General features: G+C 58.4%; 14 protein-coding genes. 6 read left to right on the top strand and 8 right to left on the bottom strand.

All coding sequences use genetic code 11. The features are described 5' to 3' along the window. Positions 1-262: 262 nt before the first annotated feature. The 6 genes from BVU17_06105 (at position 263) to BVU17_06080 (ending at position 8,640) form a co-directional block, all read left to right on the top strand. Positions 263-1,471, top strand: a complete 1,209-nt coding sequence (locus BVU17_06105) for an ABC transporter leucine-binding protein (GenBank protein ID AUG47121.1) — start codon at positions 263-265, stop codon at positions 1,469-1,471. A 2-nt stretch (positions 1,472-1,473) separates the two neighbouring features. After that, positions 1,474-3,396 carry a HAMP domain-containing protein gene (locus tag BVU17_06100; protein AUG47120.1) on the top strand — a complete coding sequence of 641 codons (1,923 nt, stop codon included), beginning with the start codon at positions 1,474-1,476 and terminating at the stop codon, positions 3,394-3,396. Positions 3,397-3,452: 56 nt separating this feature from the next. After that, positions 3,453-3,878, top strand: coding sequence for a hypothetical protein (locus BVU17_06095; protein ID AUG47119.1), 426 nt, complete (start codon positions 3,453-3,455; stop codon positions 3,876-3,878). A gap of 776 nt (positions 3,879-4,654) precedes the next feature. After that, positions 4,655-5,125 (top strand): hypothetical protein, encoded by a 471-nt coding sequence (locus BVU17_06090; protein ID AUG47118.1) that lies wholly within the window; start codon positions 4,655-4,657, stop codon positions 5,123-5,125. A gap of 2,025 nt (positions 5,126-7,150) precedes the next feature. Then, entirely contained in the window at positions 7,151-7,606 is a 456-nt protein-coding gene (locus BVU17_06085) for a hypothetical protein (protein ID AUG47117.1), read from the top strand. Beyond that, positions 7,603-8,640: an integrase gene (locus tag BVU17_06080; protein ID AUG47116.1), complete on the top strand. Its 1,038-nt coding sequence runs from the start codon at positions 7,603-7,605 to the stop codon at positions 8,638-8,640. The genes BVU17_06085 and BVU17_06080 overlap by 4 nt, the downstream gene beginning before the upstream one ends. A gap of 249 nt (positions 8,641-8,889) precedes the next feature. Here BVU17_06080 and BVU17_06075 read toward each other — a convergent pair whose 3' ends face one another. From BVU17_06075 to BVU17_06040, 8 genes are all read right to left on the bottom strand, one after another. After that, a complete protein-coding gene (locus BVU17_06075) occupies positions 8,890-9,606 on the bottom strand; it encodes a transcriptional regulator (protein ID AUG47115.1) in 717 nt (238 codons plus the stop codon). A 45-nt stretch (positions 9,607-9,651) separates the two neighbouring features. Then, a complete protein-coding gene (locus BVU17_06070) occupies positions 9,652-10,635 on the bottom strand; it encodes an amino acid ABC transporter permease (GenBank protein ID AUG47114.1) in 984 nt (327 codons plus the stop codon). Continuing rightward, entirely contained in the window at positions 10,632-11,384 is a 753-nt protein-coding gene (gene glnQ, locus BVU17_06065; GenBank protein ID AUG47113.1) for a glutamine ABC transporter ATP-binding protein, read from the bottom strand. The genes BVU17_06070 and glnQ overlap by 4 nt, the downstream gene beginning before the upstream one ends. Next, a complete protein-coding gene (locus tag BVU17_06060; GenBank protein ID AUG47112.1) occupies positions 11,381-12,061 on the bottom strand; it encodes a glutamine ABC transporter substrate-binding protein in 681 nt (226 codons plus the stop codon). Before BVU17_06060 ends, glnQ begins: the two co-directional genes overlap by 4 nt. Before the next feature lie 4 nt (positions 12,062-12,065). Next, positions 12,066-12,854, bottom strand: coding sequence for a basic amino acid ABC transporter substrate-binding protein (locus BVU17_06055; protein AUG47111.1), 789 nt, complete (start codon positions 12,852-12,854; stop codon positions 12,066-12,068). A 59-nt stretch (positions 12,855-12,913) separates the two neighbouring features. Further along, the gene (locus BVU17_06050) at positions 12,914-14,236 is read right to left on the bottom strand and encodes an aspartate aminotransferase family protein (GenBank protein ID AUG47110.1); all 1,323 of its coding nucleotides are present in this window, start codon (positions 14,234-14,236) and stop codon (positions 12,914-12,916) included. Positions 14,237-14,328: 92 nt separating this feature from the next. Beyond that, positions 14,329-15,276: an arginase gene (locus BVU17_06045; protein ID AUG47109.1), complete on the bottom strand. Its 948-nt coding sequence runs from the start codon at positions 15,274-15,276 to the stop codon at positions 14,329-14,331. 6 nt (positions 15,277-15,282) lie between these two features. Continuing rightward, on the bottom strand, positions 15,283-16,566 hold the full coding sequence (locus BVU17_06040) for an amino acid dehydrogenase (protein ID AUG47108.1): 1,284 nt from the start codon (positions 16,564-16,566) through the stop codon (positions 15,283-15,285). Positions 16,567-16,783 lie beyond the last annotated feature (217 nt).

Raw genomic sequence — 16,783 nt, 5'->3', positions numbered from 1 at the left:
CTGCAGTGGAGCGCGTAAGGTCGTATTTTTCGCCACAGCTTATAGGCAGTATAAGTTTTCTCCAAAAGTTTATGTGCTATACTAATTAAGACACGGCAGTATGGATTCAGGGAGAGATGGAGGTGGACCGTCGGTCTCTAGGCGGAACCTACTCCGTTCGATTGGTGCGGCCGGGTTGGCCGGACTTGCAGGCTGTGGTGGCAGCGAGGCCGGAACAGATGGAGATGGGACACCGACCCCAACAGCGGTTGGAAACTTTCCGGTGTCCGGGGATTCGGTGACATTTGGTTTCAACATCGCTTCCTCTGGGGCGTACTCAACTGCCGGCAAGCAGGAACTCCGGGGGTTCAAACTCGCTGTCAAGCACATTAACAACGGCGGTGGGTGGGTAACGAGCGAGAAGTACGAGTCGCCTCTTGACGGTGACGGTCTTCTCGATAAGGATGTCGAATTCGCTGTCGAAGACACGGGTGGCAATTCAGATACCGCTCGGCGTAACGCACAGCGGCTTGTTGATAGCGAGGAAGTGATTATGCTTGCTGGCGGTACGTCCAGCAGTTCCGGCCTGGCTAATCAGAAGGTAGCCGCGAAGAACCAAGTCGTGTACATGGCGACGATGGCCAACACAAACTCGCTGACGGGGGCCGACTGTAACCGGTACTCCTTCCGCGAGATATTCAACAACCGCATGGCGGCAAAGGCGCTGGCCCCGGCACTCAGTACCGAGTTCGGAGACGACGTCAATTACGTCAAAATCTTTCAGGACAGCGACTGGGGACAGACGCTCCGGGATGATATGGATGCAGCCCTCGGAGATATCGGCTGGGCACCTGTCTGGGACACGACCGCACAGGTCGGGACAAGCGACTACTCCCAGTACGCAGCAGACATCAAATCGGTCGATTTCGACGTGATTGTGCTTGGACTCGGGGGCCTTGACGCAGTAAACGCACTCCGGGCGTTCCGAGATGAGTTCCCGGAGTCGAATATCGTTCTTCCGATGGCTTCGAAGGATATTGCCCAGACCGCAGGCGATGCGATAGAGGGCGTTATCGGAACTGTCGCCTGGAGTCCGGCAATCAACTCGCCGCTGTCCAATACCTTCCGAGAGGCGTTCCGTAAGGAGTACGGCAGTTCGACTGGTTCCTCGAAATCAGCCACTCCATCAGGGCCAGCACATATCGCATATACGCAAACGTTGCAATACGCCAGCGCAGTCGAGCGCGCGGGAACGTTCAACCCGATCGATGTCATCAGAGCGCTCGAAGGGTACGAGTACGACGCCGGCCTCGGACCGCAGACGCTTCGAGCTTGTGATCATCAGGCGATGCGTCAGGTGCCGGTTGTGAGAGGAAAGTCGGAGATACAGCAATCCTATGGTACCTACTACGAGCTGGTCGGGGAACCAGCGGACGTACAGTACGCGTGCGATAGCGACCCAGCGGCGAACTGTTCGCTTGGAGGAAACTAACTATGAGTTCAGGAGACACACAGATACCAGACAGTTCAGAGACCGATTCGAACGCCTCCGGTGGGATTTTGGCGACAGTTGTCCCGGATTTCATCCGGCGGAACTTCGCACTCAAATTCGGCATCGTTCTCTTCATCATGGCGCTGTCGGTTGGGCTCATCGGCCTTGCCGCGACAGAACAAGTCAGAGATTACACTGAACAACAGGTTCTGAGTGACTACCAGAACGCCGCCGCACAGGAAGCGGACATCCTGTCACAGTGGGTAGACCGAAACCGTCTATCGACTCAATTCGTCTCCTCAGATGACATCTGGGCCAGTAGCGATGCCGACGATATCAATATCGAACTCAACAATCGGAAAGCCGCCTTGTCGGCAGACGCTGCTGATATCCATCTGATCGAACGAAACGCCGCCCAGTCTCAAGTTGTCGCCAGCACATCTAACTCACAGGTACTGACCAACTCACCCCTCGAATCGACGAGCAGGGGGTGGCTTGCCGGTACCGACTTCGAGACGGCAAGCGATGTCGTCGTCTCCGATGTGTATCAGACAAACTCCGGCCCAGTCGTTGGCTTTGTCAGCCCTGTCGATGCCTCGCAAAACCGGTATATACTCATCGAATACTCACTCGACGAGATTGCGAACTCGCTACAGGGGAACAACAGGGCCGAAGGTGGATTTACGCAAGTCGTCAACGGGTCGGCGGTCGTCATGATCGACGAGCCCAGAGACGGGAGCCGTGGCCTCGGGGAGAATATGCTGCAGTCGTACAGCGAGAACAGCCGCGCTACCGCGCCGATCAGCGAGGCAAACGACCTCCGGTCCTCGGAACAGCAATCCGGCGTCACCGCTGACATGCCGGCGGCCGACGTCCTCAGCGAACGCTACACCGTCGGCTACGCACCGATACAGGGAACGGACTGGGTCGTCCTCGTGCACGCGCCCAACTCTGCGGTATTTGGGTTCGTCCAGAACGTCCAACAGTACGGGCTCATCGGGACGGCACTGATGGTGTTGCTCATTGCGGGTGTCGGTGCGATACTCGGATACAACACGGCGACGTCGATTGACCGCCTGACCCGAAAAACGGACCAGATGCGACAGGGGAACCTCGACGTCGATATCGCTACCAGCCGCATCGACAACGTGGGCCGCCTGTACAGCGGGTTCGCTGATATGCGTGACGCGCTCAAACAGCAGATCAACGAGGCCGAGCGTGCACAGAAAGAGGCGGAAGTTTCCCGGGCCGAAGCCCTCGAAGTTAACAAGTATCTCCAGAAGAAGGCCGAGGAGTTCTCCGACGTGATGGAGGAGACGGCCGCTGGAAACCTCACCGAGCGGATGGCCACCGACGGCGAGAACGAATCGATGGATCGTATCGCCAGCGAGTTCAACGGTATGGTCGACGAACTCGAAAAGACAATCGGCCAGCTCAACAGCTTCGCCGATGAAGTCGCGGAATCCGGGGATGTCGTTCTGTCCAGTGCGGAGTCCGTCCGTGACGCGTCCGAGCAGGTCGCCGAATCGACACAGAAAATCTCCGACGACGCCTACGATCAGAAGGATCGTCTCGCTACCATCTCGGAGGACCTCGACACCCTCGTGGACACGCTAGAAGAACTGGACGCGGACAATCCGGACATCGATCTGGGTGACTCACTTGACCGGTTCCGAACGGTTGCAACGACACTGCAGTCGGCCGCTGAAACGAGTGACCAGATGATGGCCGAGACTCAGACCGTCGCTGGCGCAGCTGAAGAGCAGGCCGCAGAGCTCAACGAGGTGTCTTCGCGGGCCGAACAGCTCAAACGCTACGCGAAGCCACTCGGTGACATCCTGAACCGCTTCGAAACCGAGGCCGAACACGAGTTCGTCTTCTCGGGTGGTCCGTCACAGAGTCTCGGTGAAGAGGAAGAAGAGTAACCCGCGTCGCCGCTTTCACCGAAACCGACTTTCGCGCTGGCGACGTACCGCATTCAATGAGCGACGACGTAGGCGATATTTCACGGGCTGAACTCGCCGAGTACTGTCGAACACAGGCTGCGATTCTTGCGGGTCACATAGATCGACAGAGCGCGGTGCTCTCCGATTTGCTCGAAGAAATCGAACAGGACACTGCCAACGCTCGCGCGACATTGACCGAGAGTTCCGAGCGCCCCGACAGTGATACGGAAGCTACTATCGGCGAAATCGAGGCTAAGCAGGAGCGAGCGCAATCGAAACAGGCAACAATAGAGGAATACCGGACACTCGCTGAGGGATATACAGATCTTGCAGAGCAATTCGCCGAAGACTCTGGCGATCTCGAAACCGTTCTTGAATTCGAAATCGAAACCGACGCGCCGGCGTATTTCGACGCTGAGACGACGGTTCTGGGCGTAGCGACCGGAAGAAACCGAGACTGACAGGTGTTCTAGCGGAAGTCCGGGTCGGTCGACCATACATCGCTGGTTTCGGTTGACAGCCATCGTTTTCACGGGAGCCTAACGCTGAATTCGAGTGGCTCGTGAGAAGAGATATCCTCGCCACGAGGATGAACTATCCCGGCTCGGTCCGTTCAGATCGCTGCCGACATGCTACACCAGATGCCTTCTACTGGGGGGCGGATCTCCAATCCGAATACGGACTCACAGATTCTGAGGGTAGGGGTAATAACAGACAAACAGGGAGAGAAGCCGGGATTCGAGCTACTAGCTGCAGAAACAATTGCTCGCCAGCACAATCGATACAGAGAACTACGATTTACAGAAGAATGATCGTAAAAAAAGGTCGAAATACCGGACGTGTTACTACCGATTTCGGATGAACCCGGAACTTACGCGGTCGCGTCTAGTGGGTCGAAATGATAAATTTGAGCTCACTGTCATCCACAATGCCCTCCACTCGCCTCTGGTGGATAATATTGATACACCGTCAGCGGTTGTTCCCAAGCTCATTCCAAGGACCACTCTCTTGGTGAAATCACTTCACACAATAACGCATCACCAGCACAAATCTGGTATGCAACCGCTATCGCATCGGGGAACCCACCACCTTGCGACAACCGCTCGGGTAATCCCGAACAGGAGGCCAACGGTGCCATAACCGATATAAGTTCTTGCACGGAAGATGCGCTTGCTACCTCAGCTGACGTATTAGGAATCTAGAAAACATACTTTATTCATTCCAGACAGGCTACAAAATGGGATCACCAGCAGGATTTCGATTCAGCGGCCGGGCTCTCATTATAATTGGAGTAGCAGCACTCGTCATATCTGGCCTACTCCTTTTTGTTGCCCCCGATACGGGAACCCAAGTTCTCGTCACGGAGGTGGATGAATCGGTTGTCTCTCCCGATGATGAGGTGCTCAGGTACAGTGACCTTTCAGAGGGGGGCCAAGAGTTGTTTGACCAAGGACTTCGTGCTGATGAATTTATTCGGGTGTATCAGTCACCGCCAGATTTCGAGTATCCAACTGGAGACACATCGGCCACTGCCCTTGTGGAAAAAAACGGGACGGTATACAGTATAATCACCGCCTCAAGATGCAAACTCTGTGGCCTCGTGGATGCACTCGGCTACGGGGCTGGGCTCGCTGGGATAGTCCTATTAGTGCTCGGAGTGTATCGCTTGGTGAATGAGGAAGCCGACCCAACGGCTGACAATCGGTAGTGTATCCTTTTGACGCCTTTAGTTTCAACCCCGAAGTGGGTCTCGGCCAACCTGTGACATTTGTGGCCTTTGAGTTACAATCATTGTATTGACTGGAACGGGACAGGAGTGTGTTACCCAACGAGGATTTCACAGGGCATATTATTTAAGAAACTGGCATTAGTTGACGCTGTTTGTTTGCTGATCTACAGCCTTGGGGCGCTTCAATAACTCATGAGGTATTAACTCCCTATAATAAATATTAGAAATATCTCGGTTTGTAGGTTCCACGTTCCGAACCTGTGCAGGACTGATTGTCCCTTAATTCATATAGTCATATGCAGTTTACTTGTTCCGAGTACATCACTGGGGCGGCCATCGGAATTACCGATAGTAATTAAAGTGTCAGCTAGTTAGAGCGCTTTGGTGAGCCACGCTTACGAATTGAACGTGCGCTCGACGAGATACTTAACCAGATAGAACCCACCAATAAGGGTCACAATCATGACTACCAGAACGATCGCAATCATGAACAAAAGAACAAGTGCGTCGTTAGCCACCGGACTCACCCACCTGAGCGGACGCGTGTCGTCGGGAACGCATATCGCTAGTTTCAGTCTCGACACGCTAATGCAGGAGGGTTTCGGTTCGGTACTCTATAGCTCGATGTTGCGTCCCAGCGATCGGACGCTTGGTGGTACTATACAGGAGCGGACAGAGTCGTACAGACCGCCCCAAGACAGTGCGATGTTTTTTCGATGGCCTGCTACTCAATAGGTGACACGGAACAGCGACACGTGGCACGAATACTTGAAGACGAAGAAAGTCTTCCAGACGGAGGACATCGGTTGCAGAACACCTACCGGATTTCCGTTGCAACGAGGGCAACGGGCGTGTACGCAAGGGCAGCATTCGCAGCATATCGTAGAGCGATAAAAGAGATTGGCAGTCCCGAGGGCCTGAGATGCTGATCGGAAGTTCACTGTGAGCAGACAACCACAGGATGTTTCCAGTTCTACATCGCTGCTAACCCGAAGTAGCTCGACAACACGGGATAGAGTCGTTGGGTTGTGGTACGAAACACCGGGTGCCTCTTCCGAGCTTACTGATGACTGCTTCTGGCGGAGGACACGCAACTGCCCGACGACACGGCCGCCCAGGGAGTGGCAAGGCAGCTACACCATCACGACAGGCAAATAGGTCTGTACAAAAGTCATGAGATGGTCAGTGACGCAATGAAATGACGCGAAAATACAGCGACTATCTGAGAAACGAAGCCTTCCGGAACCGCTGAAGGTGGAGTTTTCCGGACGATTTCCGGGAGGATCGAGACAGTCGTAAGCGTTTCTAGCGACTGTGCTGGAAGCGATCCCGGGAACCGCGCAGTCACGAGGAAAAGCAGTACGTCGTGCCTGCTGGAATTGCTATACGGAGATGGTGTGGACAGTGGATGTTGATGGCAAGTCGGAGCGTGGCCGACTAAGACTCTCTGCGTGTGGCGGGACAGGCCGGACAACACCGTAGCAGGACCGTCTGCAGTGCGATTCCGCCAGCCGCACAGTGTCGGAAACGAGTCTGAAACGCCAGTAAAACATGCAAATAGATGCATAGCTTTGGATAGGACGACCACGACTGTTGGAATCGCAGCGTCTCAGAGAGTAGTGCGAGAGATGGTGTCGCCCAGCATACTAGAATAGTCTGCCAAGAGCTCAGTGACCGGTTGGGGTGTCTACGGAGAGGACCGAACTGTTTCACCGTAGGATGCCAACAGCGGCAGCACATGTGTCATTGGGGCCGCGGATGTTTGTGCGTGAGACGGCCAAAGAAGCAACCGCGCAGGGCAGCCAGGTCATTCGGAGTACCGTATCGACACTTCACGGCGTGCCAGATCAACCCCCGTCTGGGCGAACCAACAAATGGGGCCAGCTTTCTGGCATTTATTATATTTGTGAGTGTATGCTTATATTTCCGCAAAATTATAGAATATCTGCCACATATGCGGCGAAATAGGGTATCATATACCCAAATAAAGGCTTTTATCTCTGAATGTGGGACTACATTGAAGTTCCCGGCGTCCGAGGGGAAACTGTGTCCAGTGACAGTGAGCGAACGACGGTTCGAACGTACATTCCGGCCTATCAGAAGGAACAGTGGCAGGCCCACGCCGAGGAGTTGGATATGAGTCAAAGCGAGTTCGTCCGGACGATGGTACAGGCAGGCCGAAGCGGTTTCGAGCCAGCAGTGTCCGAGACGGCTGAATCGGACGCCATAGAGAGCGATAGCGAGAAGCCCCGTTCTCCGGGCGCTACCCCCGGGGGTGACGGGCTGAAAGACCGGGTGCGAGACATCCTGGCTGACGGGGAGTATTACGAGTGGGATGACCTGCTCGCCGAGTTGACCGACGATATCGAGGAACGACTCGAAGACACGCTGCAGGAACTGCAGTCCAACAACGAAGTGCAGTACAGCGGGCGACATGGAGGGTACGTTCGAGACGAATGAGCACGGATACAGCCACACCAGACGCCGAATCGGACCCGATCGGCTATTTCCTCGATGACATCAGGTACCACGGAAAGAGCGACCGGACTCGTGCCTCCTATGAGCGCGTCCTGCGAGACTTCGAGTCCTATCTGTCGGATAGCAGCCAGCCCCTTCCTGTTCAGGAGGCTTCCCACCGCGACTGTATGGCATACGTCCACAGTATCCGTGGAGATGCCGAGGAAAGCACTGTCGCAACGTATGCATCCTATCTGCACCGGTTTTTTGCGTACATGACTCAGGTCGGCGTCTTCGATTCGAACCCGATGACGTTAGTCATGGAGGAGATGGACGAATCGATCAACACCGACCCGACCCGTCGGGAGGTAGACCTCCAATCGATGCGTGCGTTCGTTGATAGCATTTCACACCCACTTGAGCGAGCTATCACAGTGACACTGTTGAAAACGGGAATGCGGGCCGGCGAACTGTGTAACCTCGACATCCGGGACCTCAACCTCGACACCCCCGGCCCCAGACCAGATATTCCGGTCCGACCGGGGCTTGATGGGCGTCCGGACTCATTGTTCATCGCGGCAGACCCGACTCGTGGTGAGGCTAGTAACGGCGAAGAGCGGACCGCATCCAACAAGCGCAAGCGCGAGACAACGATTCCAGTCGACGCAGAGCTAGGCGCAGTGTTGCGACGCTGGCTCGCGATTCGACCGGACACGCAGTCCCCCGCAGCGCCGCTGTTTGTGTCCACAAGCGACAGCTGGGGAGAGCGACTCACGCCGAACATGGTACACCACATCGTCGAATCCCACGCTCGCGAGTTCGGGTGGTACACGGACGGTGGGGGGGCCGAAGAAAACGTGACACCGCACTACTTTCGACACTTCTTCACGACACATCTCCGGGATCGGACTGGCGACCGCGGTGTCGTCAAGTACCTCAGAGGCGACGTGGCACAGGATGTCATCGACACGTACACCCACGAATGGGGGACTCGGGTCAGGGATGTGTACGAGGCTGAAATCTACTCGCTGCTGTGACTGATTTGTTATTTCTATCATGCTTTAGCCGTAGCCAAGATGGTGGGTGCTGGACTTGTAAATCACATACCGCTATATCGAATTAAGCAGATACTGCCTGGCAACTGCACTGGCTCAGCGGACGATTTCAGTTGTCTCAAGCGAGCCAGGCTATCACGGGCTCGTACGAGCTGCCCCGCAAGAAACTGCAGGTGCCATGACTACAGCCGTCTCAGGAAAATCCATCCGAAGAAAGCGCCACTGATAGGGCTACTCGGGATCCAGAAGTTTCGACTCGGCAGTTCGGAGGTGCTCGAGGAGCGTCGTCTTCGAGATATCCATCTGTGCGGCGAGTTCGCGAACCGAGATCCCGCGCGGCCACTGATAGTAGCCCGCTTCGCGGGCCGCTTCGAAGGCTCGTCGCTGCGCCGGCGTCAGCGAGTCAGTTCGTAGCCTACCCACCGACCGGTCAGAATCGCTGTCAGGCGTGACAATGGATTCGACCGACACGTCAGCGTCGGCGTCAGCTTCGACGGCATCGAGTGCTGACTGAATTTCGGGCCGCTCGCCGGTGAAACTCACTTGCCAGCGTTCGCGACCGTCTTCGATACGAACAGGCGCACTGTGGACGAACCCGTGTTCAAGGAGCGTCGGGCAGACTAGTTCGTCTGGATCGTACTCTAGCAGAAACTGTCTGACGACGGTGCCGGGTGCATCGCGCTTGTGTCCGATCCGTGCTTGGAGTTCCTGTATCTCTCCGGCGTGGGGTGAGGCACGGACTGCGTCGAGGCAGTCTTCGACAGCCGACTTCGTAGCTCCATACACTGTAAACACACCGTTGACCGATACTGTCGACGACTGAACGGTCTGTTGGACCGTGTGCGCCAGAATGCCGCCGTCCGTGCGGTCGGTCGCCTCGATAGCCCAGCAGTTCGGGTGCCACAGGTCGAGTGTGAGCCGTGCTCCGGCGCTATCAGCGTGACTCATAGGATGTGTTATAATAGTTGATCGGAGGCCCCAAGAGGGTAATCATTATCTCGTGTGTCCGACACCGGCGGTTGCAGTGTGCGATTCGACGCGGTCCATCAATGCCGATGCCGACACGACAAGGGCCAAGTACAGTATCGCCACCAGCACGAAGAGTTCCGTATACTGGTACGTTTCGTTCGCGATAGTACTTGTTCTGCCGTACAGCTCCTGTACAGTGATGAAACTCGCCAGTGAGGAGTACTTAATGAGATACACGAGTTCGTTCGTCCAACTGGGCAGCGCGAGCCGAAGGCCCTGGGGAACAACGACGTACCGTATTCCCTCGAGCTTTGAGAGTCCGATGGCGCGTGCGGCAGTCAACTGACCGCCGTCGACTGATTCCAGCGACGCACGCAGGTATTCGGACTGGTAGGCAGCGCTGTTCAGCGTGAAACTGATCACGGCCACCCAGAACGCCTGCGCCGGAACGAAGCCGACACCAACCCCCGGGACACCTCTGAGAACCTGCGTGAGTGAGGTCGCGAAGTAAAGCACGAACAACTGGGCGAGCAGCGGCGTCCCGCGGATGAGTTCAGTGTACGACAGCGCGAGCCAGCGAGCCCACCGTCCACCGTACACGCGAACGACGCTAAGCGGAAGCGCCAGCGTGAATCCGAGACAGACGCTGAAGACCGTGAGTAGAACCGTCGTCCAGATGCCCTGGGCCAGCGCCGGCAGGTACGCCGTCGCGTCGGCGGCGAACCGGAGCGTGTCAGCGACCCACGCGAGTGGCGCTCCGGCCGCACCGAGTGACGCGGCGAGCGAGCTGATAGTGTCCGCTGTTGTCAGAAACGGAGCTGCCGGGATGAACGGTGTGCCGCGGTCGAGCCCGAGTAGCCCTGCGAGGACGAAATCGGTGGTCCAGCGAGCGAGAACCCAGACCCAGAACAGCGCTAGACCCACGGTAAGTGGGCGGATAGTGAACACTGTGCCGACGCGGTCACGGAGTCCCGGGTTCGGTGATGTCGTCGATTCGGCCGTGCTCATGGCGTCGCCTCGTGTGCGTGCAATCTGCTCAGGAACTGTTCGGTTCGGTCCGCTGTGGGGTTCCGGAACAGTTGCTCCGGCGGGCCGTGTTCGACGATTTCACCGTCGTCGAGGAACACGATGTCAGATGCGGCCGACCGGGCGAAGTCCATCTCGTGGCTGACGACGAGCATGGTGATGCCCTCGGCGGCGAGGTCACGCATTACCTCGACGACTTCGCCGACGAGTTCGGGGTCGAGTGCGCTGGTCGGCTCGTCGAACAGCAGCAGCTCTGGGTCCATTGCGAGTGCGCGTGCGATGCCGACGCGCTGTTTCTGTCCGCCGGAGAGTTCAGCGGGGTACGAGTCCGCCTGTTCCAGTAATCCGACCTGTTCGAGGTGGTCCCGTCCGGCCGCCTCGGCGTCAGCAGCGTCCATGCCGAGCACTTTTTTCGGGCCGAGCGTGACGTTTTCGAGCGCCGTCAGGTGCGCAAAGAGGTTGAAATCCTGAAACACCATGCCGACTTGCTTTCGCAGTTCGTTGACATCGGTGTCGGCCCCGGTCACGTCCCGCCCATCGAGAACAATTTGACCACTGTTGATCTCGGTCAGGCGGTTCACACACCGGAGCAGCGTTGACTTCCCTGAGCCGCTCGGGCCGATGAGAACCGTCACGTCTCCCTGATCCATATCGAGGCCAACGCCTTCCAGTACTTCTTCGCTCCCGTAGGACTTGTGCAGGTCGTCGATTGAGAGTAATGGCTGTGTCATGTCGTTCCCTCCGGTACTGCGTAGTAGTCACTGAGTCTATCGAGCGACCGGTTCGTCGCGAACGTCAGCACGAAATAAACGAGGCTGACGGCGAGGAATATCTCCAGCGCCGCGGTCGACTGTCCGCCTTCGTAGAGGTTCTGACCCGTCGTCAGCAGTTCGCCGATGCCGATGACGATGGCGATGCTCGTGTCCTTGAGGACGATAGTGAACTCGTTCTGGAATCCCGGCACACTCCGGCGGAGCGCCTGCGGGACGACGACGTACCGGATCGCTTCGAACCGGGACATAGCGACGGCGCGGGCCGCTTCCAGTTGCCCGTCGTCGACGCTCTGGAGCGCACCGCGGAAAATCTGTGACTGGTAAGCGGCACTCCGGAGTCCGAGCGCGATAGTCGCCGTGACAAATGCGCTGCTGGAAACGGACAGGCCGAAGTACAGGATCATAATGATGACCAACAGCGGGGTGCCGCGAAGGACAACCCCGACCTGTTCGACCAGCCGACTGGCCCTTTCCGAGCCGTACACCTCTATCGCACCGGCCGGGAACCCGATGGCGAATCCAAGGAGAATACTGGCGACAGTGAGCGCGATGGTGACAGCTGTCCCGCCGAGCAACAGGCCCAGATTGTCGATGACGAACAGCCAGTCAGCGGTCTGGAGTAGGATTGCTGCCATGGCCTCACTTCTGTCCGAACCACTTCTCGGTCAGGTCCCGGTACGTCCCGTCGTCCTCAACTGTGGTCAGCCCGCTGTTGAGCGCGCCCGCGAGTTCGTCGTCACCGGACTGAATCCCGAAGCCGAACTGCTCGCCAGTCTCGTGGACGAACGCAGACTTGATGGGGCGATCTGCCACGAACGAGTTCGCCACGGGGACGTCGATGATGATGACATCGACGTTTTCGTTCAGCAGGTCCTCGACGGCGAGCACGTAGTTGCCGTACGCGTTGTACTGAGACGCCTGAATCGTCCCGGCTTCGATGAGCTGGTCTTTGATCACGGATTCACCGGTCGTCCCTTTCTGTGCCCCGACCGTCGCCCCGGAGAGGTCAGCCAGCGACGACGGCGAGAACGACCCGCTCTCCCGGACGATGATGGCCTGATTCGAGCTGTAGTATGGGTCAGAGAAGTCGATTGCCTCGTCGCGGTCATCGTTTATCGTCATGCCAGCCGCGACGACGTCGACGTTGCCGTTGTTCAACGCGGGAATAAGTGATTTGAACTCCAGTTCCTCCCAGCCGCTCAGCTCGTACTCCGTCGCCGCGACAACGGCTTCCAGTAGCTCGACGTCGAAGCCGACGAGTTCGCCGTCCTGTTTCATCTCAAACGGCGGAAAGCCCGGCGCCGTTCCCGCAGTGAGCGTCTGTGAGTCACCGCTGCCCGATTGACAGCCGGCGACTGACAGGGTCGCGACAGTGCCACCGATTGCCTGCAGATACCTCCGTCTGTCTACGCGTGCCTCTCGTGGCATAGTGCCACAGTCGAATCAATCATATTTTAACATTTCGGTTACCGCAGAAGTAGCGAGAGTCAGGCCGACGCGACAGCGTCTGCAACCTCGGTAAAGACCGAATCGAGGATGTCGACACAGAGTTCCAGCTCGCGCTCGGTGACATCAAGCGGCGGGAGCAGTCGGAGGGATTTCTGGCCACAGCCGAGCGTGAGGAGACCGTGCTGGAGCGCTGTTTCCATCACGGCATCGCGTCGGTCAGCCGTATCAAATTCCACCGCGGTCATAAGGCCGAGGCCGCGAACGTCTTCGACCAGCGGACGGTCTGCCGAGATATCGCGGAGTCGGTCCATGAAGTACGTCCCTTTCTCGGCGGCGTTGTCCAGCAGGTCGTGGTCCTCGATAGCGGCGAGGGTCAGCGCGCCACGCATCGAGCCGAGGATGTCGCCAGCCCCCCACGTTGAGGAGAGCCGCGACGTTTCGGACGGGAAGATGTCCGACCGGGAGATGGTCGCGCCGACCCGGAGCGCTTTGGCGCTCGTGATGACATCCGGTTCGATGTCGTAGTGGTCGACGGCCCACATCTCGCCAGTGCGGCCGGCTCCCGACTGGATTTCGTCGGCGATGATCGGAATGTCGTGTTCCCGGCAGAGGTCGTCGACGGCCGAGAGGAACTCGGGGCTCGGGACGCGGTAGCCGCCTTCGCCCTGTATCGGCTCCAGAATGAGGAACGCGACTTCTTCGGGCGGGATATGGCCGGTATCTGCGTCGAGTTTCGAACGGAGGCGCTCGACGCCGGCCTCTGAGTACTCCACGTCGTGAATCCCGCTGAGTTCGGGGAACTTCCGGCGGTAGACGGACTTCGAACGGTTCAGTGAAAGCGCTCCGAGGGTCCGTCCGTGGAACGCGCCGTCGAAGGTAATGCCGTACTTCGGCGTCTCGCAGTTATCGTAACAGATCTTCATTGCGTTTTCGACGGCCTCAGCGCCGGAGTTCGAGAGGAAGACGGTGTCGAAGTCGTAGTGGCTGGTAATATCGGTCAGCCGATCCATCAAGTGGGCAGGGCCCGGCAGCGACGTTTCGTCGGGCGACCCACCGGTACTGACGTAGAAGTCCTGACCGGCGATTTTCAGCGGGTCGACCATGTCAAACTCGTCGGCCCTGTCGAGCACTTTCGGGTTATTGTAGCCGAGCGGCGACGCGGCGACGTGGCAGGTGAAATCGAGCAGGACGTTGCCGTCCGCGTCTGTGCAGAACGGACCGATTGCGTCTTCGGTGATGTCCCAGACGAAATCGTACACGTACGTGCTCGGCGCGGCGGTCTCGTGGTGGTACTCGACCCACTCGCTGCTCTGTGGGCCAGGAAGGCTATCGACACGCGGCTCTGCAGTATTGCGGTCCATGTTATCACAGTAGCAATCATTGGTAATAAATCACTGTGTTCCGGGCCAGCGTGCGGCCACACGACCGGGTACCTGCCGCGGTTCGAAAAGAGCTACAGAATCCGCTTGCCGAACGCGCTGGCGGCGAGTTCGGCCGCTCGTTCGCCCGTCGTGTTGCGCTGGTCGAGGATGGGATTGACTTCGACGACATCGAGCGAGCGCAGCACCGACTCGGCGGCGTCGCGGTCGGCGACCCGTTCCATCGCCGTATGCGCCTCCCGGTAGGTGACGCCACCGGGTACCGGTGTCCCGACTCCCGGTGCGTCCTCCGGGTCAAGCCAGTCGAGGTCGAGGCTGACGTGGATGTCGTCGACGCCGTCAGTCGCGATGTCGAGTGCCTCGTCGGTGACTGGCTCGATACCCCGTTTATCGATATCTGCCATCGTAAAGACGGAGATATCGCTCTCACGGAGGACCGCTCGTTCGTCAGCGTCGAGGCTCCGCGCGCCGACGATGACGGTGTTCTCCTCGGCGACGCTCGGGGCGGTGGCCCACGGCATCTCTGCGAAGTCGCCGTAGCCGTGGGCGGCCGCGAGCGGCATGCCGTGGACGTTGCCGCTGGGCGACGTAGTCGGGGTGTTGTAATCGCCGTGCGCGTCGAACCAGATGACGCCGAGTTCAGACGTCTGGGCTGCACCGCGCATAGTGCCCATGGCGATAGAGTGGTCGCCACCTAACACCAGCGGCACGCTCCCGTCGGCTATCTCGGTCGCCACCCGGTCGGCAAGGGTGTCGGTCATTTCGGCGATCGCATCGAGGTACTTCGCACTGTCGTCGGGAGTCGCTGACTGCGACTGTAGCGTCGGCAGTGCTAGATCCCCGGCGTCAGTGTATTCGATGCCGGCCGTATCGAGCGCGGTACTGAGGCCGCCGTAGCGAATCGCCGACGGTCCCATGTCGACGCCACGCCGGTCAGCGCCGAGCGCGAAGGGGACACCGAGCACCGCGACAGGTGACACGGAACGACTGTGGTCTCGCGAGTGAGTAGACTGAAGCGACATCCGTTGCTACGGCCATAGCCCGCGGGCGTTCATAGCGTCACCGATTCGCGAGAGCGCAACGATGTAGGCCGCCGTTCGCCACGTGACATCGCGGTCCTCGACTTCGGTCTGGAGCGCCTCCCATGCATCGAGCATTTCGGCTTCGAGTTCTTCGTTGACCTCCTCGCGGGACCAGCTCCGCCGGTTAATGTGCTGGAGCCATTCGAAGTAGCTCGCAGTGACGCCACCGGCGTTGGCGAGGATGTCTGGGATAACTGGGATGTCGCGCTCTTTGAACACAGCGTCGGCTGCTGTCGTTGTCGGCCCGTTCGCACCTTCGACGATAATGCTTGCCTGCACGTCCGCAGCGTTTTGTTTGGTCAATACGTTTCCGACCGCCGCGGGAATCAAGACATCGACATCGAGTTCCAGCAACTCGGCGTTGGATAGCTGACGCGGTGCGTCAACGTCCCCCAGCTGGCCGTGTTCGTCGCCGTCAGCGGAGATTGATTCGACATCGAGGCCGGATTCATCGTAGATACCGCCGTCGACGTCGCTGACAGCGACGACGGATGCGCCCCAGGAATCGAGCAGACGTGCGGCGTTCGCGCCGACAGCACCGAAGCCCTGTACAGCGACGGTGGCACCGTCGACATTTCCGTCATAGTAGTCGAGCGCTTCGCGGGCGACGATGGCGACGCTTCGGCCGGGTGCCTCTTCACGGCCGTGTGTGCCGCCGACCGCTGTTGGTTTGCCGGTCACAATGCCGGGGACTGTCTCGCCTTCCTGCATCGAATACGCGTCCATGAACCAGGCGACGGTCTGCTCGTCGGTCCCCATGTCAGGTGCGGGGATGTCTTTCGTCGGCCCGACGACTTCGCGTAGTTCCTCAGCGAACCGGCGGGTCAGTTGCTCGGTTTCCTGTGCAGTGAGCGTCGACGGGTCGACGACGATTCCGCCCTTCGCACCGCCGAAGGGAAGGTCCATCACCGCACACTTCCACGTCATCAACATCGCCAGCGCCGTACACTCCTCTGCGGAGACGCTCGGGTGGTATCGCATACCGCCCTTGTACGGGCCTCTAACCTCGAAATGCTGGACGCGATACCCGTTAAACACCTCGACACTCCCGTCGGCTCGGCGGATCGGGACAGATACCTCGACGGTTTTCGATGGATGGCGGAGCTGCTCAAGCAGCCCCTCGGAAAGGTCGAGGTGTTCGGCCGCCCGCTCCAGTTGGCGGCGGGCAGTCGCGATTGGCGATTCGTCCTCATCTGGCGCTTGCTCTGGTGGCTCCGTCTGTGTGCTCATGAGTGTTTGTGGGTTCGGCGGTGCGTACGCCCACTCGATTCGGGACCAACGGGGCGAGTACGCTGCGTTGTTCAGCTGCCGGTTCCGTCCTGACTGTCAGCATCCAATGGCTGGAGTGAGACAGTGTATCGGCATCAATACCGGTATTGTTAATAAATATTTGGGAGTGTCTCCGGAGCAAACTATTTGAAAATAGCAAAACCAATCGAAGACTCTC

The sequence above is a fragment of the Haloarcula taiwanensis genome (assembly GCA_002844335.1).
Lineage (GTDB): Archaea > Halobacteriota > Halobacteria > Halobacteriales > Haloarculaceae > Haloarcula > Haloarcula taiwanensis.
The sequence above is the reverse complement of the archived record's forward strand: the minus strand, read 5'-3'. Positions and strand labels throughout refer to the sequence as shown.

What these genes read in the sequence shown, in the direction of transcription:
- BVU17_06050 (AUG47110.1), bottom strand. Translation starts at nt 14,236, where the DNA reads ATGGACCGCAATACTGCAGAGCCGCGTGTCGATAGCCTTCCTGGCCCA.
- BVU17_06060 (AUG47112.1), bottom strand. Translation starts at nt 12,061, where the DNA reads ATGGCAGCAATCCTACTCCAGACCGCTGACTGGCTGTTCGTCATCGAC.
- BVU17_06095 (AUG47119.1), top strand. Translation starts at nt 3,453, where the DNA reads ATGAGCGACGACGTAGGCGATATTTCACGGGCTGAACTCGCCGAGTAC.
- BVU17_06055 (AUG47111.1), bottom strand. Translation starts at nt 12,854, where the DNA reads ATGCCACGAGAGGCACGCGTAGACAGACGGAGGTATCTGCAGGCAATC.
- BVU17_06080 (AUG47116.1), top strand. Translation starts at nt 7,603, where the DNA reads ATGAGCACGGATACAGCCACACCAGACGCCGAATCGGACCCGATCGGC.
- BVU17_06100 (AUG47120.1), top strand. Translation starts at nt 1,474, where the DNA reads ATGAGTTCAGGAGACACACAGATACCAGACAGTTCAGAGACCGATTCG.
- BVU17_06085 (AUG47117.1), top strand. Translation starts at nt 7,151, where the DNA reads ATGTGGGACTACATTGAAGTTCCCGGCGTCCGAGGGGAAACTGTGTCC.
- BVU17_06090 (AUG47118.1), top strand. Translation starts at nt 4,655, where the DNA reads ATGGGATCACCAGCAGGATTTCGATTCAGCGGCCGGGCTCTCATTATA.
- BVU17_06045 (AUG47109.1), bottom strand. Translation starts at nt 15,276, where the DNA reads ATGTCGCTTCAGTCTACTCACTCGCGAGACCACAGTCGTTCCGTGTCA.
- BVU17_06070 (AUG47114.1), bottom strand. Translation starts at nt 10,635, where the DNA reads ATGAGCACGGCCGAATCGACGACATCACCGAACCCGGGACTCCGTGAC.
- BVU17_06075 (AUG47115.1), bottom strand. Translation starts at nt 9,606, where the DNA reads ATGAGTCACGCTGATAGCGCCGGAGCACGGCTCACACTCGACCTGTGG.
- BVU17_06040 (AUG47108.1), bottom strand. Translation starts at nt 16,566, where the DNA reads ATGAGCACACAGACGGAGCCACCAGAGCAAGCGCCAGATGAGGACGAA.
- glnQ (AUG47113.1), bottom strand. Translation starts at nt 11,384, where the DNA reads ATGACACAGCCATTACTCTCAATCGACGACCTGCACAAGTCCTACGGG.